This window comes from Caballeronia glathei, assembly GCF_000698595.1.
Classification (GTDB): Bacteria; Pseudomonadota; Gammaproteobacteria; order Burkholderiales; family Burkholderiaceae; genus Caballeronia; species Caballeronia glathei.
The window spans coordinates 96,571-116,229 of the sequence record NZ_JFHC01000012.1; the positions used below are offsets into that span (position 1 = coordinate 96,571).

At 65.9% G+C, this 19,659-nt stretch carries 17 protein-coding genes; 1 reads left to right on the plus strand and 16 read right to left on the minus strand.

Features of this window, described 5'->3' with window-relative positions:
- Positions 1-107: 107 nt before the first annotated feature.
- On the plus strand, positions 108-602 hold the full coding sequence (locus tag BG61_RS10900; protein WP_035927468.1) for a DciA family protein: 495 nt from the start codon (positions 108-110) through the stop codon (positions 600-602).
- A gap of 47 nt (positions 603-649) precedes the next feature.
- Here BG61_RS10900 and lpxC read toward each other — a convergent pair whose 3' ends face one another.
- From lpxC to rsmH, 16 genes are all read right to left on the minus strand, one after another.
- On the minus strand, positions 650-1,567 hold the full coding sequence (gene lpxC / locus BG61_RS10905; RefSeq protein WP_035927465.1) for a UDP-3-O-acyl-N-acetylglucosamine deacetylase: 918 nt from the start codon (positions 1,565-1,567) through the stop codon (positions 650-652).
- A 265-nt stretch (positions 1,568-1,832) separates the two neighbouring features.
- A complete protein-coding gene (locus tag BG61_RS10910) occupies positions 1,833-2,336 on the minus strand; it encodes a peroxiredoxin (RefSeq protein WP_035927463.1) in 504 nt (167 codons plus the stop codon).
- 270 nt (positions 2,337-2,606) lie between these two features.
- Positions 2,607-3,800 (minus strand): cell division protein FtsZ, encoded by a 1,194-nt coding sequence (gene ftsZ / locus BG61_RS10915; RefSeq protein ID WP_035927460.1) that lies wholly within the window; start codon positions 3,798-3,800, stop codon positions 2,607-2,609.
- A 148-nt stretch (positions 3,801-3,948) separates the two neighbouring features.
- Positions 3,949-5,181, minus strand: coding sequence for a cell division protein FtsA (gene ftsA, locus BG61_RS10920; protein WP_035927459.1), 1,233 nt, complete (start codon positions 5,179-5,181; stop codon positions 3,949-3,951).
- Between the two features lie 27 nt (positions 5,182-5,208).
- Complete coding sequence (locus BG61_RS10925) at positions 5,209-5,961, minus strand: cell division protein FtsQ/DivIB (RefSeq protein ID WP_035927456.1); 753 nt, start codon at positions 5,959-5,961, stop codon at positions 5,209-5,211.
- 9 nt (positions 5,962-5,970) lie between these two features.
- Entirely contained in the window at positions 5,971-6,912 is a 942-nt protein-coding gene (locus tag BG61_RS10930; RefSeq protein WP_035927950.1) for a D-alanine--D-alanine ligase, read from the minus strand.
- 68 nt (positions 6,913-6,980) lie between these two features.
- Positions 6,981-8,381, minus strand: coding sequence for a UDP-N-acetylmuramate--L-alanine ligase (murC, locus tag BG61_RS10935; protein WP_035927453.1), 1,401 nt, complete (start codon positions 8,379-8,381; stop codon positions 6,981-6,983).
- On the minus strand, positions 8,378-9,520 hold the full coding sequence (murG, locus tag BG61_RS10940; RefSeq protein WP_035927450.1) for an undecaprenyldiphospho-muramoylpentapeptide beta-N-acetylglucosaminyltransferase: 1,143 nt from the start codon (positions 9,518-9,520) through the stop codon (positions 8,378-8,380). The genes murC and murG overlap by 4 nt, the downstream gene beginning before the upstream one ends.
- On the minus strand, positions 9,517-10,827 hold the full coding sequence (ftsW, locus tag BG61_RS10945; RefSeq protein WP_035927448.1) for a putative lipid II flippase FtsW: 1,311 nt from the start codon (positions 10,825-10,827) through the stop codon (positions 9,517-9,519). Before ftsW ends, murG begins: the two co-directional genes overlap by 4 nt.
- Positions 10,824-12,332, minus strand: a complete 1,509-nt coding sequence (murD, locus tag BG61_RS10950; protein ID WP_035927445.1) for a UDP-N-acetylmuramoyl-L-alanine--D-glutamate ligase — start codon at positions 12,330-12,332, stop codon at positions 10,824-10,826. Before murD ends, ftsW begins: the two co-directional genes overlap by 4 nt.
- 24 nt (positions 12,333-12,356) lie before the next feature.
- Positions 12,357-13,526, minus strand: a complete 1,170-nt coding sequence (gene mraY, locus BG61_RS10955) for a phospho-N-acetylmuramoyl-pentapeptide-transferase (protein ID WP_035927442.1) — start codon at positions 13,524-13,526, stop codon at positions 12,357-12,359.
- A gap of 15 nt (positions 13,527-13,541) precedes the next feature.
- Entirely contained in the window at positions 13,542-14,975 is a 1,434-nt protein-coding gene (locus BG61_RS10960) for a UDP-N-acetylmuramoyl-tripeptide--D-alanyl-D-alanine ligase (protein WP_035927440.1), read from the minus strand.
- Positions 14,972-16,516 (minus strand): UDP-N-acetylmuramoyl-L-alanyl-D-glutamate--2,6-diaminopimelate ligase, encoded by a 1,545-nt coding sequence (locus BG61_RS10965; RefSeq protein WP_035927437.1) that lies wholly within the window; start codon positions 16,514-16,516, stop codon positions 14,972-14,974. The genes BG61_RS10960 and BG61_RS10965 overlap by 4 nt, the downstream gene beginning before the upstream one ends.
- Positions 16,513-18,366, minus strand: a complete 1,854-nt coding sequence (locus tag BG61_RS10970) for a peptidoglycan D,D-transpeptidase FtsI family protein (protein ID WP_035927434.1) — start codon at positions 18,364-18,366, stop codon at positions 16,513-16,515. The genes BG61_RS10965 and BG61_RS10970 overlap by 4 nt, the downstream gene beginning before the upstream one ends.
- A complete protein-coding gene (ftsL, locus tag BG61_RS10975; RefSeq protein WP_035927432.1) occupies positions 18,363-18,707 on the minus strand; it encodes a cell division protein FtsL in 345 nt (114 codons plus the stop codon). The genes BG61_RS10970 and ftsL overlap by 4 nt, the downstream gene beginning before the upstream one ends.
- Positions 18,704-19,657, minus strand: a complete 954-nt coding sequence (gene rsmH, locus BG61_RS10980; protein ID WP_035927429.1) for a 16S rRNA (cytosine(1402)-N(4))-methyltransferase RsmH — start codon at positions 19,655-19,657, stop codon at positions 18,704-18,706. The genes ftsL and rsmH overlap by 4 nt, the downstream gene beginning before the upstream one ends.
- Positions 19,658-19,659 lie beyond the last annotated feature (2 nt).

Consider the following 19,659-nt stretch of genomic DNA (forward strand, 5'->3'; position numbering starts at 1 on the left):
CGGAGGCGATTGTCAACGGTCTGAAAGCTTCCTCGCCGACACCGTTTGCGGGCGGGCCTCGCGCGGTACAATCGACTGGTCGCCATCGCGCCCCCGCCGATCAAAAAATGAGCCGTTTTTCGCCGAATTCAAGGCCGCCGCCGCAACGGTTCGACCCGCGCAAGCCGCAGGCGATTTCCGACGTGCTCGGCCGCACCGACGCCTTTCTCGCCCTGCGCGCGGGCGTCGAGCAGATCGCGGCCCTGCAGCGGGACCTGTCGGCGCTCCTGCCCGATTATCTTGCGTCGAGCGTCGAACCCGGTTTCGTCAAGGACGGCGTTCTGGCGCTGTTTACGGGACACAACGCGCTGGCCGCGCGGCTGCGGCACATCGAGCCGCGCCTGCTTTCCGATTTGCAGCAGCGCGGCTGGGCGGTGAATTCGCTGAAGATCCGCGTGCGTCCGCAGCCGATGGCGGAAAGCGCCCCGCCCAAACACGCGCGCGTGTCGCCCGCGGGTGCGGCGGCGCTCAAGACGCTTGCCGACTCGCTCGATCCGTCTCCGCTTCAGCAGGCGCTCGCCAGAATGGCGGCGCGCCATCAATCGAACGCGCAAAAAAAATGAGCGGCGCTCGCGCGGCCGCTCATCCAGCGTTCTGATCTCAGCCCGTTTCAGGCAAACGCAGTCTGCGTGTCGAATCCGAAACCACGCGGTGCGTTCTGCGTGTCTTCGAACGTGACGACTTCATACGCTTCTTCGTGCGCGAGCAGCTCGCGCAGGAGCATGTTGTTCAGCGCATGACCGCCCTTATACGCCGTGTACGACGCAAGCAGCGGATGGCCGACGACATACAGGTCGCCGATCGCATCGAGCATCTTGTGCTTCACGAACTCGTCGTCGTAGCGCAGGCCGTCGTTGTTCAGAATGCGGTATTCGTCCAGCACGATCGCGTTGTCCATGCTGCCGCCGCGCGCGAGACCCAGTTCGCGCATCATCTCGACCTCGTGCGCAAAACCGAACGTGCGCGCGCGCGCGATTTCGCGCACATACGACGTGTTCGCAAAATCGACTTCCAGCGCCTGGCCGGTTTTATCGACCGCCGGATGGCGAAAATCGATCGTGAAACTAAGCTTGAAACCGAAATACGGATCGAGGCGCGCGAACTTGTCGCCGTCGCGAATCTCGACGGGTTTCGTCACCTTGATGAATTTCTTCGCCGCATTTTGCTGTTCGATTCCCGCCGACTGAATCAGAAACACGAACGAAGCGGCACTTCCGTCCATGATCGGAATTTCTTCAGCAGTAACATCGACATACAGATTATCGATGCCCAGACCCGCGCAGGCCGACATCAAATGCTCGATCGTCGAAACACGCGCGCCGTCTTTCTGCAGCACGGACGCGAGACGCGTGTCGCCGATCGCCATTGCCGAAGCCGGGATTTCCACCGGCGTGGGCAAATCGATACGCGTAAACACGATTCCGGTGCCTGCGGGCGCCGGACGGAGCGTCAAATCCACCTTGCGGCCGGAATGCAGGCCGATGCCGACGGTTTTGACGATGGTTTTGATTGTTCTCTGCTTCAACATGATCTTTTCGCTTCGATTTGAATTCTCTATTAAGAGAATTAATCGTTAATATGCATTCAATAGGCCGAATTATACTCCATTCGTTTCGGTTCGTCCTGATAGGGAACGTATCAGTCTGTTTCCCTGTGTTACCCAGGTAAGCGGATCAAGGAGGCAGAGCGGGCCGATGACCGGAATGGAGGCATTTCCGGGCATCGGCCCCAGTTGCGGCTGCGTTGCGAGGGTGTCGTGACCGTTGCGTTACCGCAACGTGACACCGCTGCAATCAGCGCAACGTCGCGAGGATGCTTTCAGCGTCGCTGACTTCAAACTTGCCGGGCGCTTCGACATTGAGCGTCTTGACCACGCCGTTGTCGACCACCATCGCGTAACGCTGGGAACGGATTCCCATGCCACGCTCCGACAGGTCCTGATCCAGACCGAGTGCCTGAGTGAAGCGCGCGGCTCCGTCCGCGATCATCTTCACCTTGCCCGAGGCTTGAAGATCGCGTCCCCACGCGTTCATGACGAACGCGTCGTTGACGGAAACGCACCAGATTTCGTCGATGCCGGCCGCGCGCAGGCGCTCCGCCGCTTCGATATAACCCGGCACGTGTTTCGCGGAACAGGTCGGCGTGAACGCGCCCGGCAATCCGAAGATCACCACGCGCCTGCCCTGAGTCCGCTCGCGCGCCGAGAACCCGTTCGGTCCCACGGCGCAGCCCTCGCCCGCCACTTCGACAAACTCGAAGAGGCGCGCGTCGGGCAACGTTTCACCCACCTTGATCATGTTCGGTCCTTCTCTCGTCAGTGCTGTGCACCCTCACGATACATCTTATGCCGCGCGAGCCGCGACGCGATCCGCTTCAAATTTGCCGTACCGCTCGCCAATTCGCGGAGGTCGGCTGGCCATGGCCCGGCGTCCGGCAATGGACGCGGCCCTGGACAGTCGCCCCAGGCAGCCAGATCCGTCACGTCGCGCGTTCTGCTCCACGCATGCGGCAAGCCGCACTTTCCGTGTAGCAAAATGCATGCGGCGCGTATCGGTACCGCCGCGGCGTCAGTCCGCCTGCTTGCGCAGGAACGCCGGAATATCGTACGTGTCGACACCCTTTTCCTGCAGCGCCTGCACGTGCGAAGCCGCCGTTTCACGCGACGAACGCCACACCGCCGGCGTATCGAGCGCGCCGTAATCCGTCGCGTGCGACTGCTGCGGCGCATAGCTGTGCTGCGCGTGCGAGATCGGCTGGTTGTCGGTGCCGGTGCGCAGGAGCGTCATCGGTGCGGCCTGCTTGTTCTTCGCCGAGCGCCCGAGCCCCGTTGCCACCACCGTCACGCGCAGGGCGTCGCCCATTGCGTCGTCGTAGACGGCACCGAAGATCACCGTTGCGTCTTCCGCTGCGTAGCTCTTGATCGTGTTCATCACTTCGCGCGTTTCGGACAGACGCAGCGAACGGCTCGACGTGATGTTCACCAGCACGCCGCGCGCACCCGACAGGTCCACGCCTTCCAGCAGCGGGCTCGCGACCGCCTGTTCCGCGGCGAGACGCGCGCGATCGACGCCGGCAACCGTCGCCGTGCCCATCATCGCCTTGCCCTGCTCGCCCATCACCGTCTTCACGTCTTCGAAGTCGACGTTCACGAGACCGTCGACGTTGATGATTTCCGCGATGCCGGCAACCGCGTTGTTCAGGACGTCGTCAGCGCACTGGAAGCACTTGTCCATTTCGGCGTCGTCACCCATCACCTCGAACAGCTTGTCGTTCAGCACGACGATCAGCGAGTCGACGTGATCCTCCAGTTGCTGCGAACCCGCCTCCGCCACGCGCATGCGCCGGCCGCCTTCGAACTCGAACGGCTTGCTGACGACACCGACCGTCAGAATCCCCATTTCCTTCGCGATCTGCGCCACGACCGGCGCCGCGCCCGTGCCCGTGCCGCCGCCCATGCCCGCCGTGATGAATACCATGTGCGCGCCGCGCAGCGCGTCGGCGATGCGCTCACGCGCGTCTTCCGCCGCCGCCTTGCCCATGTCCGGCTTGGCACCGGCGCCGAGCCCCGTGTTGCCGAGCTGGATCACCGTGGTTGCGCGCGAACGTGCGAGCGCCTGCGCGTCGGTGTTCATCACGATGAAATCGACGCCCTGCACGCCGCGGTTGATCATGTGCTGCACGGCATTGCCGCCAGCGCCACCAACACCGACGACCTTGATGATCGTTCCGTTGGTTTCCGTTTCCAGCATTTCGAAATCCATGTTGCCTCCGTCAAGAATGAAAATCGGCGTTATTCGGCAGGAGATCGGGCAACCCCCTGTCGCGCGCCAGCCGCCGGCACCGGCGCGAATTCGTCTTTTGCCACGTGACCATCGAAGGCACGCGTTGCAACTCTCGTCAAACCTGTAATCAGAAATTGCCGAGGAACCAGTCCTTCATCCTCGTGAACACCTGTCCCATCGAACCCGACTGCACGGCGACCTTGCGCCCGCGCATGCGCTGCGAGCGTCCCTCGACGAGCAGGCCCATCGCCGTCGAATAGCGCGGATTGCGCACCACATCGGCGAGACCGCCCGCGTATTCCGGCACGCCGATGCGCACCGGCTTCAGGAAGATGTCTTCACCGAGCTCGACCATGCCGGGCATCATCGACGCGCCGCCAGTCAGCACCACGCCGCTCGAGAGCAGTTCCTCGTAGCCCGACTCGCGCACCACCTGCTGCACGAGCGAGAACAGTTCCTCGACACGCGGCTCGACCACCGCCGCCAGCGCCTGGCGCGACAGCGTGCGCGGACCGCGCTCGCCGAGCCCCGGCACTTCGATCATTTCGTCCGGGTCGGCCAGCGCCTGCTTCGCGATGCCGTAGCTCACCTTGATGTCTTCCGCGTCGGGCGTGGGCGTGCGCAGCGCCATCGCGACGTCGCTCGTGATCTGGTCGCCCGCGATCGGAATCACGGCCGTGTGACGGATCGCCCCTTCGCTGAAGATCGCGATGTCGGTCGTGCCGCCGCCGATATCCACGAGCACGACGCCCAGTTCCTTTTCGTCCTCCGTCAGCACGGCGAGCGACGAGGCGAGCGGCTGCAGGATCAGGTCGTTCACTTCGAGCCCGCAGCGGCGCACGCACTTCACGATGTTCTGCGCCGCGCTCACCGCGCCCGTCACGATGTGCACCTTCACTTCGAGCCGGATGCCGCTCATGCCGATCGGCTCGCGCACGTCTTCCTGGCCGTCGATGATGAATTCCTGCGTGAGGATGTGCAGCACCTGCTGATCGGTCGGGATGTTGATCGCCTTGGCCGTTTCGATCACGCGCGCCACATCGGTCTGCGTGACTTCCTTGTCCTTGATCGCGACCATGCCGCTCGAATTGAAGCTGCGGATGTGGCTGCCCGCGATCCCCGTGAACACGTTGGTGATCTTGCAGTCGGCCATCAGCTCCGCTTCTTCGAGCGCGCGCTGGATCGACTGCACGGTGGCCTCGATGTTGACCACGACGCCCTTCTTCAACCCCTTCGAGTCGCTCTGGCCGAGGCCGATCACCTCGTAGTGGCCCTCGCCTTTCAGTTCGGCGACGATCGCCACCACCTTCGACGTCCCGATGTCGAGGGCGACCAGCAGGTCTTTGTAGTCTTTGCTCATAGCGTGCTCATTGCCTGTGATGTCTGCTTACTTCTTCGCCTTGTCGGTGTCGCTGATGAAACGCATGCCGGCGGCCCGTATCGCGAAACCGTTCGGATAGCGCAAATCGGCGTATTCGATGTCATTCCCCCACCGCCCCGTCACCGACGACCACGCCGCCACGAAGCGCCGGCTGCGGTCGAATAAAGTGTCCTGATTGCGCTCGCGCCCGAGTTCGATCTGCGTGCCGTTCGAGAGCTTCACCGTCCACGCGAAACGCGGCGACAGAAGCACCTCTTCGGGATGCGCATCGATCGGCGCAAACCACTTCGTGAAATCGTGATACCGCGCGACCACTTCCTTCGCCGTGCCCTCGGGTCCGTCGAACGCGGGCAGGTCGTCGTCGAGCTCGCCCTGGTTCGCCGTGAAAAGCTCGCCGTCCACGCTCACCAGCTGATCGCTGCCCCACGTGCCGAGCGGCTTGTATTCCTCGAGCGTCACCGCGAGCGCGTTCGGCCACACACGGCGCACGCTCGCGTGACGCACCCACGGCATCTGCTCGAATGCGGTGCGCGCCGTGTCGAGATCCACCGTGAAGAAATTGCCCTTCAACCGGCCCACGACGCTCGCGCGCACCGTTGGCGAGTTTATGTGCGCCGTGTCGCCGTCGATCTGGATCTCGCGCAGGCGAAACTCGGGACGCTGGATCGCCCAGTAACCCGCCGCGGCCAGCAGCACGAGCACGAGCAGCACGTGCAGCGCGTTGGCGGCGAGGTTGAGTTGGCGAACGTTGTTCCACATGTTTCGGCTTCAGTCCTTGAGCGTGAGCGACAACACCTTCACGACGAGATCCTTGTAGCTGATCCCGACCGCGCGCGCCGCCTTCGGCGGCAGCGAGTGGTCGGTCATGCCGGGCGCCGTGTTCACTTCCAGGAAATACGGATTGCCTTGCGCGTCGAGCATGAAGTCGGCGCGGCCCCAGTCGGTGCAGCCGAGCATGTCGAAGGCGCGCTGCGTCAGTTGCTTCATGCGTGTTTCTTCGGCAGGCGTGAGGCCGCAGGGAATCAGGTACTGCGTGTCGTTCGCGATGTACTTCGCGTGGTAGTCGTAGAACTCGCCCGCCGGCACGATCCTGATGACCGGCAGATCGAGGTCGCCCGCGATGCAGCAGGTGAACTCGCCGCCGCCTTCGATGCTCTTCTCCACGATCACGATCTTGTCGAACTTCGCCGCTTCGACGAGCGCCGGCACCAGCGTCCCGGCGCTCTTCACCTTGATCACCGCGACGCTCGATCCTTCGCTCGCCGGCTTCACGAAAAGTGGCAAGCCGAGCTTCGCGATGATCTCCTGCGAGCGCGCTTCGTAGTCGTCGCCGCGCATGACGGTTTCGAACGGCGGGGTCGGCACGCCGGTCTGCTGCCACACGAGCTTCGTGCGCAGCTTGTCCATGCCGAGCGCCGAGCCGAGCACGCCGCTGCCCGTGTAGCGGATGCCGTAGAAATCGAGCGCCCCCTGCAACTGGCCGTTCTCGCCATAGCCGCCGTGCAGCGCGATGAACGCGCGCACGAAGTCCTCCGCCTTCAGATCGGAAAGCGGACGCTCGGCCGGGTCGAACGGATGCGCGTCGACGCCCGCGTCGCGCAGACCCTGCAGCACGAGCCGCCCCGAATTCAGCGACACCTCGCGTTCGGCCGAATTGCCGCCGAGGAGCACCGCCACTTTGCCGAATACCTTCGGATCGATCCCGTTCACGTTCTTGTCCGCCTGATTACCCGCTTCATTGCCCGCCTGATTGCCCGCTGCTTCGCCCGTCACGTCGTTCATTTCTGCTCTTGCGATTGCTGTTCCTGCGTGATCCGCCCGCACACGCCGCCGATCGAACCGGCGCCCATCGTGATCACCACGTCGCCGTTCCTCGCGACGGTCGCGAGCGCGTCCGGCATTTCATCGACCGTCTCCACGAACACCGGCTCGACCTTCCCCGCGACGCGGATCGCCCGCGCGAGCGCGCGGCCGTCGGCGGCGACGATCGGCGCCTCGCCCGCCGAATAGACTTCGGTGAGCACGAGCGCATCGACGGTGGACAGCACCTTCACGAAATCCTCGAAGCAATCCCGCGTGCGCGTGTAGCGGTGCGGCTGGAACGCGAGCACGAGACGCCGCCCGGGAAACGCGCCGCGCGCCGCCGCCACCGTCGCCGCCATTTCGACCGGGTGATGGCCGTAGTCGTCGATCAGCGTGTACGCGCCGTCCGCGACGCTCACTTCGCCGTAGCGCTGGAAGCGCCGGCCCACGCCGTTGAATTCGCTGAGCGCCCTCTGGATATCGGCATCCGCCACTTCAAGTTCAGTTGCAATCGCAATTGCGGCGAGCGCGTTCTGCACGTTGTGCGTGCCCGGCAGGTTCAGCGTCACGTCGAGCGGCGGCGCGTCCTCGCGCAGCGTCGTGAAATGCATGCGGCCGCCGCGCGCCTCCACGTTCACCGCGCGCACCTGCGCCTCGGCGCCGAGCCCGTAGCGGATGATCGGCTTCGACACGAACGGCAGGATCTCGCGCACGTTCGGATCGTCCACGCAGAGCACCGCGATGCCGTAGAACGGCAGCCGGTGCGTGAACTCGATGAACGCCTGCTTCAGGCGCGCGAAGTCGTGGCCGTAGGTGTCCATGTGATCGGCATCGATGTTCGTAATGACTTCGATCACCGGGAAAAGATTCAGGAACGACGCATCGGATTCGTCCGCTTCCGCGACGATGAAGTCGCCCGTGCCGAGCCGCGCGTTCGCGCCCGCGCTGATGAGCCGCCCGCCGATCACGAAGGTCGGATCGAGCCCGCCCGCGGCGAGCACGCTCGCGACGAGCGACGTCGTGGTCGTCTTGCCGTGCGTGCCGGCGATCGCGATGCCCTGCTTCAGGCGCATCAGTTCCGCGAGCATCACGGCGCGCGGCACGATCGGAATGCGGCGATGGCGCGCGGCGAGCACTTCCGGATTGTCGGAGCGCACGGCGGTCGATACCACCACGGCGTTCGCGCCTTCGATGTTCTGCTCGTGATGCCCGATCTCGACCCGCGCGCCGAGCGCCGCAAGGCGCTCGGTCACGGCATTCTTCGACAGGTCCGAGCCGCTCACGTGATAGCCGAGATTGAGCAGCACCTCCGCGATGCCGCTCATCCCGGCGCCGCCGATTCCGACGAAGTGAATATGCTTGACGATGTGTTTCATTTCGAATCCTTCAGCGCCTCGGCGCTTTCGCCCATGCCCATGCTCGCGCCGGCGACGTCGGCGCATACCCTCGCGACGCGCTCCGTTGCGTCGGGTTTCGCCAGTTCGCGGGAACGCGCGGCCATGTCGGCGAGCGAGTCGCGCGTCTGGCTGCGCAGCCAGCCGGCGAGGCTTTCCGCCGACAGGTCGCGCTGCTGTATCAGTTGTGCCCCGCCGTTCTTCGCGAGAAACGCGGCGTTGGTGGTCTGGTGATCGTCCACGGCGAACGGGAACGGCACGAAAAGCGCCGCCACGCCGACCGCCGCGATCTCCGACACCGTCATCGCGCCCGCGCGGCAGATCACGAGATCGGCGCTGGCGTACGCGCTCGCCATGTCCTCGATGAACGGCACCAGTTGCAGATCGTCGCCGCGCTGCAGGCCCGCCGCGGCGTAGTTCGCTTCGAGTGCCTGAATATGCTTCGCGCCCGCCTGATGCACGATGCGCGGACGCGCCGCGGGATCGAGCATGGCGATGGCTTTCGGCACGGTTTCATTCAATGCCGCCGCCCCCAGGCTGCCGCCAACGATCAGAACATTGAGGGCTCCGCTGCGAGCGGCGTAGCGTTCTTTGGGTGGCAACGCGCGCGCAAGTTCCGCACGAATCGGATTTCCCGTCCATTCCGCGTTCGGCAGCGCGTTCGGAAACGCGACGAGCACGCGTTTCGCGAGATGCGCGAGGACCTTGTTCGCGAGACCCGCGATCGAATTCTGTTCGTGCAGCACGAGCGGGCAGCCCGAAAGCTTCGTCATCAGGCCCGCCGGAAACGTGATGTAGCCGCCCATGCCCAGCACGACGTCCGGCTTCACGCGGCGCAGCGCGGCGAGGCTCTCCGAGCAGGCGCGCAGGAGGTTCACCGGCAGCATCAGCTTCGTCTTCAGGCCCTTGCCGCGCACGCCGCCAAAGCGCACGTACTCCATCGGAATGCCGTGCTTCGGCACGAGCGTCGCTTCCATGCCCGCCGCGTTGCCGAGCCACACCACGCGCCAGCCGCGCGACTGCATCCAGTGGGCGACCGCGAGCCCCGGGAACACGTGTCCGCCGGTGCCGCCCGCCATCACCATCAGCGTGCGCGAAGTGGACGCGCCAGCAGCGCTCATACCTTCCCTCCGCGCATCAGCACCCGATTCTCGTAGTCCACGCGCATCAGCACCGCGAGCGCGACGCAGTTGAGCAGGATGCCCGAGCCGCCGTAGCTCACGAGCGGCAGCGTGAGGCCCTTGGTCGGCAGAAGGCCGAGGTTCACGCCCATGTTGATGAACGTCTGCGCGCCGAACCAGATGCCGACGCCCTTCGCCATCAGGCCCGCGAACGTGCGGTCGAGCGCGAGCGCCTGGCGGCCGATCTCGAACGCGCGCCGCACGATCCAGTAGAACAGCAGGATCACGACGATCACGCCGACAAAGCCCAGTTCCTCGCCGATCACCGCAAGAATGAAGTCGGTATGCGCTTCGGGCAAATAGTTGAGCTTCTCGACGCTGCCGCCGAGGCCCACGCCGAACCACTCGCCGCGCCCGAACGCAATCAGCGAGTGCGTCAGCTGATACGCCTTGCCCTGCGCGTAGCGGTCGTCCCACGGATCGAGATACGCGAAGATCCGCTCGCGGCGCCACGGCGACGCCCACACGAGCAGCGCGAACGTGCCGACCGCCGTCGCGACGAGCCCGCCGAACAGCTTGCCGTTCACGCCGCCGAGGAACAGCACGCCCATCGCGATCGCGGCGATCACCATGAACGCGCCCATGTCGGGTTCGAGCAGCAGCAGCGCGCCGACCGCGCCGACCGCGACCGCCATCGGCAGGAAGCCGCGGCCGAAGCTGTGCATGAACTCCTGCTTGCGCACCGTGTAGTTGGCGGCGTAGATCGTCACCGCGAGCTTCATGATTTCCGACGGCTGCATGTTCGTGATGCCGAGCGGAATCCAGCGGCGCGCGCCGTTCACGCCCTTGCCGATGTGCGGAATCAGCACGATGACCAGCATCACGAGCGCGATCAGGAAGAGCTTCGGCGCATATTTGTCCCACGCCGATATCGGAATCTTGAACGCGATGATCGAGCCGACGATCGCGGTCGTCACCGAGATCAGGTGGCGCACGAGGAAGTGATAGTCGCGGTACTGCGCGTATTTGGGCGAGTCCGGCATGGCGATCGACGCCGAATACACCATGACGATGCCGAGCCCGAGCAGCGCGATCGTCACCCAGAGCAGCGAGTGGTCGTAGTCGAGCATGCGCGAGCGGATCGGACGCACGCCGTTCACGGCGCTCGAAATGCCGTCCGCGCGCGCCGCGGAACGCTCGCCCAGGTTGCTCGTGCGGCTCACGCGGCCGCCGAGCGCGGCGCTGTCGTTCGCGACCGCGCTCTGCTTGCCGGACAGTTTCGACCCGAAGCGTTCGGACCAGCTCATAGCATCACTCCCCGCACGGCGGCGATTTCTTCGATCGCGTGGCGAAACACGTCCGCGCGATGTGCATAGTTCCTGAACATGTCGAGGCTCGCGCACGCGGGCGAGAGCAGCACGGCGTCGCCTGCCTGCGCGAGTTGCGCGGCGGCCTGCGTCGCGGCTTCGAGCGTCGCGTGATCGTGCAATTCGACCCCGGTTTCTTCGAGCACGGCGCGAATGCGCGGCGCGTCGCGGCCGATCAGCATCACCGCGCGGCACCAGCGCGCGACGGGCGCGACGAGCGGCGAAAAGTCCTGCCCCTTGCCGTCGCCGCCCGCGATCAGCACGACGCGTTGCGCGAGGCCGTCGAGCGCCGCGACCGTCGCGCCGACATTCGTGCCTTTGCTGTCGTCGACGTAATCGATGCCGTCGATCTGCGCGATCACCTCCACCCGGTGCGGCTCGCCGCGATACTCGCGCAGGCCGTGCAGCAGCGCCGCGAGCGGCAGGTCGATCGCGCGTGCGAGCGCGAGCGCCGCGAGCGCGTTCGCCGCGTTGTGCAGACCGCGGATACGCAGCGCGTCGGCGGGCATCAGGCGTTTCGAGAACAGGTCCGGCGCCGCTGCCGCCTCATGCTTGCGGCGGCGCGTGGGCGCGGGCTCGTCGCTCGCGTCGCGGTCGTGGCCCTGCGCGAGCCAGACGATGCCGTTGTCGCGCAGAAGTCCGTAATCGCCCACGCGGGCGGGCTCGTTCAGCCCGAAGGTCACCACCTTCGTCGAGCCCTGCGCGAGCGCCATCGTGCGGGCGTCATCGCGATTGAGCACGCGCACGGTGCCGGCGCCGAAGATGCGGCCCTTCGCGGCGGCATAGGCGTCGAGGCCACCGTGCCAGTCGAGATGGTCCTGCGTGATGTTCAGCACGGCGGCGGCATCCGGCGCGAACGTGTGCGCGGTTTCGAGCTGGAAGCTCGACAGTTCCAGCACCCAGACGTCGGGCAGCGCGGTGTTGTCGATGGCGTCAAGCAGCTTGTCGAGCATCGCCGGGCTGATGTTGCCCGCGACGGCCACTGTCTTGCCCGCGCGCTCGCAGAGGAGGCCCGTGAGCGCGGTGGTCGTGGTCTTGCCGTTCGTGCCGGTGATCGCGACGACCTTCGGTGCGTAGCCGTTCACGCCGAGCGACTTCAGCGCCCGCGCGAACAGTTCGAGTTCGCCCCACACCGGAATGCCGCGCTCTTTCGCGGCGTCGATCAGCGGCTTCAGGTCCGCGGCGAGCGGCGAAAGCCCCGGGCTGATCGCGACGATCTCGATGCCGCCGTCCAGCAGCGCCGGCGTGAACGCGCCGCCGACGAACTCCGCGTCGATCCCTTGAACGGCGAGTTCGGCAAGGTTCGGCGGCGCCTCGCGCGTATCGGCGATCCGCAGCCGGCAACCGTGCCTGGCGCACCAGCGCGCCATCGCGAGGCCGGATTCACCGAGCCCCAGCACGAGCACCATCGGACTTTGCCGATCCACGAACTTCTCGCCAAACATCGCTTTACCTTTCTCTGACAACAATTAACGCAGCTTGAGCGTCGACAAACCGAACAGGCACAACATCAGCGTGATGATCCAGAAACGCACGACCACCTGCGTTTCCGTCCAGCCCGACAATTCATAGTGGTGATGCAGCGGCGCCATCTTGAAGACGCGCCGCCCTTCGCCGTAGCGGCGCTTCGTGTACTTGAACCAGAACACCTGGAGCATCACCGAGAGCGTTTCCGCGACAAAAATGCCGCCCATGATGAAGAGCACGATTTCCTGGCGCACGATCACGGCGATCGTGCCGAGCGCGCCGCCGAGCGCGAGCGCGCCGACGTCGCCCATGAACACCTGCGCGGGGTGCGTGTTGTACCAGAGGAAGGCCAGCCCCGCGCCGCCCATCGCCGAGCAGAAGATCAGCAGTTCGCCCGCGCCGGGAATGTGCGGAAAGAGCAGGTACTTCGAGTACACCGAGCTGCCCATCACGTAGGCGAACGCGCCGAGCGAAGCGCCCACCAGCACGACCGGCATGATGACGAGACCGTCGAGGCCGTCGGTGAGATTCACGGCATTGCTCGCGCCGACGATCACGAAATACGTGAGCGCGATGAAGCCCCACACGCCGAGCGGATAGCTGATCGCCTTGACGAACGGCAGCATCAGGTCGGCCCGCGCCGGCAGGCCCATGGAGAGGCCGCTTCGCACCCACGCCATGAAGAGGTCGAACACGCGCGCGTTGCTCGCCTCCGAGACGCTGAACGCGAGATACACGGCGGCGAACAGGCCGATCACCGATTGCCAGAAGTATTTCTCGCGCGACGACATGCCGCGCGGGTCCTTGTGGACCACCTTGCGGTAGTCGTCCACCCAGCCGATCACGCCGTAGCCGAACGTGACGAGCATCACGATCCACACGAAGCGGTTAGTGAGATCGGCCCAGAGCAGCGTCGATACCGCGATGCCGAGCAGGATCAGCACGCCGCCCATGGTCGGGGTGCCGGACTTGATCAGGTGCGTCTGCGGGCCGTCCTTGCGCACGGCCTGGCCGACCTTCATCGCGGTGAGCTTGCGGATCACCCATGGGCCGCAGACGAGGCCGATCAGAAGCGCCGTTGCCGTGGCTCCCACGGCGCGGAACGTGATGTATGTGAACACGCGCATGAAGCTGGCGTCATTCTGGAGCCATTGCGCGAGTGCGAGTAGCATGCTGGTCCTTCTCTTTCAGTGCGCCGCGGGCGCAACGCCCGCCGCGGGTTGTTGTGGACTCGTCACGGCGTCCACCACGCGTTCCATCTGCATGAAACGCGAGCCTTTCACGAGAAACGTAGCGCCGGGCCCGAAACCGGCGTGGGTCACTGCTGCAATGAGTGCGGCGGCATCGGTGAAATGCTTCGCCGACCTGTTCGACACCGCATGAAACGACTTCGCCGAATCGGCGCTGGCGTCGCCGAGCGCGAGGAGCGCGTCGATGCCGCGTTCGGCCGCGTACGCTCCCACCTCGCGATGAAACGCCGGCCCCTGATCGCCGACTTCGCCCATGTCGCCCATGACCAGCACGCGCGGCGACGGCTGTGCGGCCAGCACGTCGATGGCCGCGCGCATCGAATCGGGGTTCGAGTTGTAGGTGTCGTCGATCACGGTCGCGCCTTCGATTGGCGCAAACGCCGCGCGCTTCACCTGCAGGCGCCCTTTCACCGGCTCGAACGCTTCGAGGCCGCGCCGGATCGCATCGAGCGACACGCTCGCCGCGAGCGCCGCCGCCGTGGCCGCGAGCGCGTTGCGCGCGTTGTGCTCGCCGAGCACGCGCAGGGCGACCGTGAGCGGACCTTCGGGCGTCGTGATCTCGACGTTCGTTCCCGCGATGCGCCCGGTCACCGCAGCCTTCGACGGGTCGTCGGACAGCGCGAAATCGATGATCGGATTGCCCGTCGCGGCGACGCGCCAGATGCTCGCGTACGCGTCGTCGGCGGGAAAGACGGCCGTGCCGGTCTCGCCGAGCGCGTGAATCACCGACGCATGCTCGAGCGCCACCGCTTCCACGGTCGCCATGAATTCCTGATGCTCGCGCTGCGCGTTGTTCACGACCGCGACCGTCGGCGCCGCGATCCGGCCGAGCACTTCGGTCTCGCCCGGATGGTTCATGCCGAGTTCGACGACGGCGAGCCGGTGCGTCGCGTTCAGGCGAAACAGCGTGAGCGGCAGGCCAATGTCGTTGTTGAAATTGCCCGCGGTCGCCATGCGCGCGGCTTCGCCCACCGCGGCCGCGAAGATCGACGCGATCATTTCCTTGACGGTCGTCTTGCCGTTGCTGCCCGTCACGGCGACGAGCGGCATCGTGAAGCGCTTGCGCCATCCGTGTGCAAGCGCACCGAGCGCAGCGCGCGTGTCCTTTACCTTGATGACTGGCAGCGTCCCGATGGACCCATCGGACCCGGCGGGCATGCGCGACACGAGCGCCGCCGACGCTCCGCGCCCGGCAACCTGCGTGAGGAAATCATGCGCGTCGAAACGATCGCCCTTCACCGCGACGAACAGATCCCCGGCGGCGGCCGTGCGGCTGTCGGTCGAGACGCGGTCGAACGCGACGTTTTCATCACCCTCAACGATGGCGCCCGGGATCAGCGCGGCGGCTTCGCGCAACGTGAATATCGTCATTCGCCACCTCCGCGTGTCTGCGTGGCGCGGGCGGCGAGCGCGAGGCGCGCGTGATCCTGATCGGAGAAAGCGCGCTTCTTGCCCATGATCTCCTGCGTTGCCTCGTGCCCTTTGCCGGCCAGCACGACCACGTCTTCGCGGGCCGCCGTGCGGATCGCCTGAAGGATGGCGCTGGCGCGGTCCTCGATGCGCCGCGCGTGCGACGCATCGCTCATGCCGGCCGCGATCTGGTCGATGATCGCGAGCGGGTCTTCGCTGCGCGGGTTGTCGCTCGTGATCACCACCTGGTCAGCGAGCTTTTCCGCAATCGCGCCCATCAGCGGACGCTTGGTCGCGTCGCGGTCGCCGCCGCATCCGAACATGCAGACGAGCTGCCCGGCGCGCGCCTCGGCGATCGGGCGCAGCGCGTCCAGCGTCTTTTCCAGCGCATCGGGCGTGTGCGCGTAGTCGATCACGACGAGCGGCTCGTCGTTCTGCAGCCGGCCCCCCAGACGCTGCATGCGCCCGTTCACCGGTTCGAGCTTCGCGATCTGCGCGAGCGCCGCGTCGAGCGGCACGCCGGTTTCGAGCAGCGCGCCGAGCACGCCGAGCAGGTTGCTCACGTTGAAGGCGCCGAGCGTGCCGACTTCGACGTCGGCCTCGCCCCAGCCGGACGCGAGATGGAACGCCGTGCCGTTCGCGGTCGCGCGGACGTTGGTGGCAAAGAGCGTTGCGTCGGCGCGCGGCGCGGCTTCGGCCGGCGTGCCGACGCCGTAGGCGATCGTGCGCACCGTGCCGCGCAGCGACTCGATGAGGCGCTGGCCGGCGGCGTCGTCGCGGTTGATCACCGCCGCCTTGAGCGACGGCCACGCGAAGAGGCGCGCCTTGGCCGCTTCGTACGCGTCGAACGTGACGTGATAGTCGAGATGGTCCTGCGTGAGATTCGTGAAGATGGCGATGTCGAAGTTCGTGCCGTTCACGCGCCCCTGATGCAGCGCATGCGAAGACACTTCCATCACGACGGCCTGCGCGCCGGCCGCCTTCAGCTGCGCGAGATTGCGCTGCAACTGGGGCGCGTCGGGCGTCGTGAAGCCGCTCGCGACGAGCTTGCCCGGCATGCCGATGCCGAGCGTGCCGACGATCGCGCACGGGCTGCCGAGCGCGGTCAGCGCGGTTGCGAGCCACTGGCTGCACGAGGTCTTGCCGTTCGTGCCGGTCACGCCGACGGTCAGCATCGACTCGGTCGGCTCGCCGTACCACGCGGCTGCGATCGGCCCGGCGAGTTCGTTCAGCGACTTCACGGCGAGCGTCTTCGCGGCGTCCGGCTTGGCGCCGAAGTTCTCCGGCTGATACAGCGCGGCCGCGGCGCCGTTCGCGAGCGCCGTATCGATGTACTGGCGGTTGTCCGCGCCGTCCACGGCGTAGGCGAGAAACACGTCGCCGCTCTTGAGCGAGCGCGTGTCCGCGTGCAGCTCCGCGCCCGCGCCGGTGTGCGCGCGCAGCCACTGCACGGCCTGCGCGACGTCCTTGCGCGCCTTCGGTTGCCTGCTCGACGCGCTCATCGCACGACTCCAGGGTGACTCTTCGTGCTGCTCGACACGGCGAGCTTCTTCGGCGTGTTCTGCCCGTTTTGGGCGGGAGCCGTCGCGGCAGGCTGCGAGGCCGCGCCGGATTCGTCGTTCACGACCATCTGCCTGACGGGCATGTCGGGCGGCACGTTGAGCGCGCGCAGCGTATCCCCGGCGATCGCCGAAAACACCGGACCCGAGACCTGGCCGCCGAAGTGGCTGCCGACCGTCGGTTCATCGACGGAAACCGCCACCACGATGCGCGGATTCGGCATCGGACCCATGCCGACGAACGACGCGCGATATTTCGATTTGTCGTAGCCGCGGCCCGCATGCTTGTACGCCGTGCCGCTCTTGCCGCCGACCCGGTAGCCCGGCACCGCCGCATCGGGCGAGGTGCCACCCTTCGCCGTCACGGTTTCCAGCATCGCGCGCACTTCACGCGCGGTGGTCGGCGAGAACACCTGCGGCCCCTGCACCGGCTGCTCGCCCGGCGTGCGGAAAATCGACACAGGCAGCACCTGCCCGTCGTGGGCGATCGCCGTGTAGGCACGCGCGAGCTGAAAGAGCGACGCCGAGAGGCCGTAGCCGTAGGACATCGTCGCCTGCTCGATGCGCCGCCAGCTCTTCCACGGGCGCAGACGCCCGGTCACCGCGCCCGGAAAGCCGACCTTCGGCGCCTGCCCGAGCCCGATGCTCGTGTACATGTTCCACATCTCTTCGGGCCTCAGCTGCATCGCAATCTTCGTCGCGCCGATGTTGCTCGACTTCTGGATCACCCCGCCGACGGTGAGCGTGCCGAAACCGGCGTCGTCGGTGATGCGCGCGCCGTCGAGCACGAACACGCCGCCGCCCGTTTCGACAAGCGTGTTCGGCGTCACGCGATGCAGGTCCAGCGCGAGCGACACCGTGAACGGCTTCATGATCGAGCCGGGTTCGAACGTGTCGGTGAGGATGCGGTTACGCAACTGCTCGCCGGTCATCCGCGAGCGGTCGTTCGGGTTGTAAGTGGGATAGTTGACGAGCGCGAGCACCTCGCCCGTCTTCACGTCGATCACGATTGCCGCGCCTGCCTTCGCCTTCGACTTCTCGACTGCCGCCTTCAGGTTCGTGTACGCGATGTACTGGATCTTGCTGTCGATCGACAGATCGACGTCCGTGCCGTTATGGGGCACGACCTGCTCGTCGACATCCTCGACGATGTGCCCCATCCGGTCCTTGATCACGCGGCGCATGCCCGGCGTGCCAGCGAGCACGTGCTGGTCGCCGAGCTCGACGCCTTCCTGACCCTTGTCTTCAATATTAGTAAAGCCGATCAGATGCGCGGTGATTTCGCCTTCCGGATAGAAGCGCTTGTATTCGCCGCGTGAATAAATGCCCGGAATGTCGAGCGCCGCGACTTTCTGCGCGGTTTCGAGCGGCACCTGGCGCTTCACGTAGACGAACGTCTTGTCCACCGACAGCTTCGCGCGCAGTTCCTTCTCGGTCATGTCGAGCAGCTTCGCGAGCTGGGTGAGCTTGTCCGCGCCGAGATCGTTCGGCACCGCTTCCGGAATCGCCCAGATTGCCTTCACCGGCAGGCTCGTCGCGAGCACGAGACCGTTGCGGTCCTTGATCTGGCCGCGCGTGGCCGGCAATTCCAGCGTGCGCTGATAGCGGCTCTCGCCCTGTTTCTTGAAGAACGCGTTGCCCGGGCCCTGAATCCAGAACGCGCGCGCGGCAAGCGCGACGAACGCCATGAACAGCAGGAACACGACGAACTTCGAGCGCCACATGGGCAGGCGCACCGAGAGGATCGGATTGGGCGTGAAGGCAACTCCCTTCTGCTTCGGGGACTTCTTCATCGCTTGGCCCCGCGCGCAGGAGGCGCCGACGCCGGCAGCGGCGGCGGCATGGGGGCGTCGGCGGCCTTCGAGGTCGCCGGATCGTAGGTGAGATATTGCGTGCGGCCGGTCGTCACGGGCTGCATCTTCAGGGAGTTAGTGGCCAACTGCTCGATGCGCGAGGTTTTCGACAACGCGCTTTGCTGATACTGCAACTGCGAATAATCCTGCTGAAGCTGGCGCTCCTGCGACTGAGCCCGCTGCAGTTCGATGAAGATCTGCCGCTGCTGGTTGGTCGCGCTGACGACGGAAAGCGCGCACCCGAGCACGACGATCAGCAGGAAGATATTGAGACGGTTCATGGCGCGATCCGCTCCGCGACGCGCATCACGGCGGACCGGGCGCGCGGATTGGCAGCGACTTCAGCCTCGCTCGCGAACACGCGGCCGACGATGCGAAGCGGCGGGCTCGGCAGATCGACAGCGCGGATCGGCAGCCGGCGGTCGACGGCAGGCGCGCTTGCGTGCGCCTGCATGAACCGCTTGACGATCCGATCCTCGAGCGAATGAAAGCTGATCACGACCAGCCGCCCCCCTTGCTCCAACAACGCCAATGCTGCTTCGAGTACTACCTGCAGCTCCGCAAGCTCTTGATTGATGTGAATCCGTATAGCCTGAAAGGTACGAGTTGCCGGGTCCTTGCCCTTCTCACGGGTTTTGACGACGTGACCCACGATTTCGGCAAGCTCGCTCGTGCTGTCGAGAGGCCCAAGACGGTCGGACTCTGCCCGGCGAGCAACAAGCGCCTTTGCAATCTGAAAAGCAAACCGTTCTTCCCCATAATCTCTGATCACCTCCGTCAATTCCTGCACCGTTGCCCGCGCGAGCCACTCGGCCGCCGACTCGCCGCGAGTCGGGTCCATCCGCATGTCGAGCGGGCCTTTCGCCCTGAAACTGAAGCCGCGATCCGGGTCGTCCACCTGCGGCGACGACACGCCCAGATCCAGCAACACACCCGATACCCGCGCCACTCCTCGCTCGCTCGCCGCATCGCGCAAGGCAGCAAAGCTGTCGTGCACGATCGAAAAGCGAGAGTCCTCAATCTGTTGCGCCGTGGCGATCGCGAGCGGGTCCTTGTCGAAGGCGATCAGCCGCCCCGCCTCGCCCAGCCTGCTCAAGACCGCCCGGCTATGACCGCCGCGCCCGAACGTGCCATCTATATAGATACCGTCCGTGCGCGTGACCAGCGCCTCTACCGCTTCCTCCAGCAGCACCGTGCGATGCTGCAACTCGTTTCCCATCGCAGGTGCCATAT

What these genes read in the sequence shown, in the direction of transcription:
- mraY (WP_035927442.1), bottom strand. Translation starts at nt 13,526, where the DNA reads ATGCTACTCGCACTCGCGCAATGGCTCCAGAATGACGCCAGCTTCATG.
- BG61_RS10900 (WP_035927468.1), top strand. Translation starts at nt 108, where the DNA reads ATGAGCCGTTTTTCGCCGAATTCAAGGCCGCCGCCGCAACGGTTCGAC.
- BG61_RS10925 (WP_035927456.1), bottom strand. Translation starts at nt 5,961, where the DNA reads ATGTGGAACAACGTTCGCCAACTCAACCTCGCCGCCAACGCGCTGCAC.
- rsmH (WP_035927429.1), bottom strand. Translation starts at nt 19,657, where the DNA reads ATGGCACCTGCGATGGGAAACGAGTTGCAGCATCGCACGGTGCTGCTG.
- murC (WP_035927453.1), bottom strand. Translation starts at nt 8,381, where the DNA reads ATGAAACACATCGTCAAGCATATTCACTTCGTCGGAATCGGCGGCGCC.
- ftsL (WP_035927432.1), bottom strand. Translation starts at nt 18,707, where the DNA reads ATGAACCGTCTCAATATCTTCCTGCTGATCGTCGTGCTCGGGTGCGCG.
- ftsZ (WP_035927460.1), bottom strand. Translation starts at nt 3,800, where the DNA reads ATGGATTTCGAAATGCTGGAAACGGAAACCAACGGAACGATCATCAAG.
- murD (WP_035927445.1), bottom strand. Translation starts at nt 12,332, where the DNA reads ATGTTTGGCGAGAAGTTCGTGGATCGGCAAAGTCCGATGGTGCTCGTG.
- ftsA (WP_035927459.1), bottom strand. Translation starts at nt 5,181, where the DNA reads ATGAGCAAAGACTACAAAGACCTGCTGGTCGCCCTCGACATCGGGACG.
- murG (WP_035927450.1), bottom strand. Translation starts at nt 9,520, where the DNA reads ATGAGCGCTGCTGGCGCGTCCACTTCGCGCACGCTGATGGTGATGGCG.
- lpxC (WP_035927465.1), bottom strand. Translation starts at nt 1,567, where the DNA reads ATGTTGAAGCAGAGAACAATCAAAACCATCGTCAAAACCGTCGGCATC.
- BG61_RS10910 (WP_035927463.1), bottom strand. Translation starts at nt 2,336, where the DNA reads ATGATCAAGGTGGGTGAAACGTTGCCCGACGCGCGCCTCTTCGAGTTT.
- BG61_RS10960 (WP_035927440.1), bottom strand. Translation starts at nt 14,975, where the DNA reads ATGACGATATTCACGTTGCGCGAAGCCGCCGCGCTGATCCCGGGCGCC.
- ftsW (WP_035927448.1), bottom strand. Translation starts at nt 10,827, where the DNA reads ATGAGCTGGTCCGAACGCTTCGGGTCGAAACTGTCCGGCAAGCAGAGC.
- BG61_RS10965 (WP_035927437.1), bottom strand. Translation starts at nt 16,516, where the DNA reads ATGAGCGCGTCGAGCAGGCAACCGAAGGCGCGCAAGGACGTCGCGCAG.
- BG61_RS10970 (WP_035927434.1), bottom strand. Translation starts at nt 18,366, where the DNA reads ATGAAGAAGTCCCCGAAGCAGAAGGGAGTTGCCTTCACGCCCAATCCG.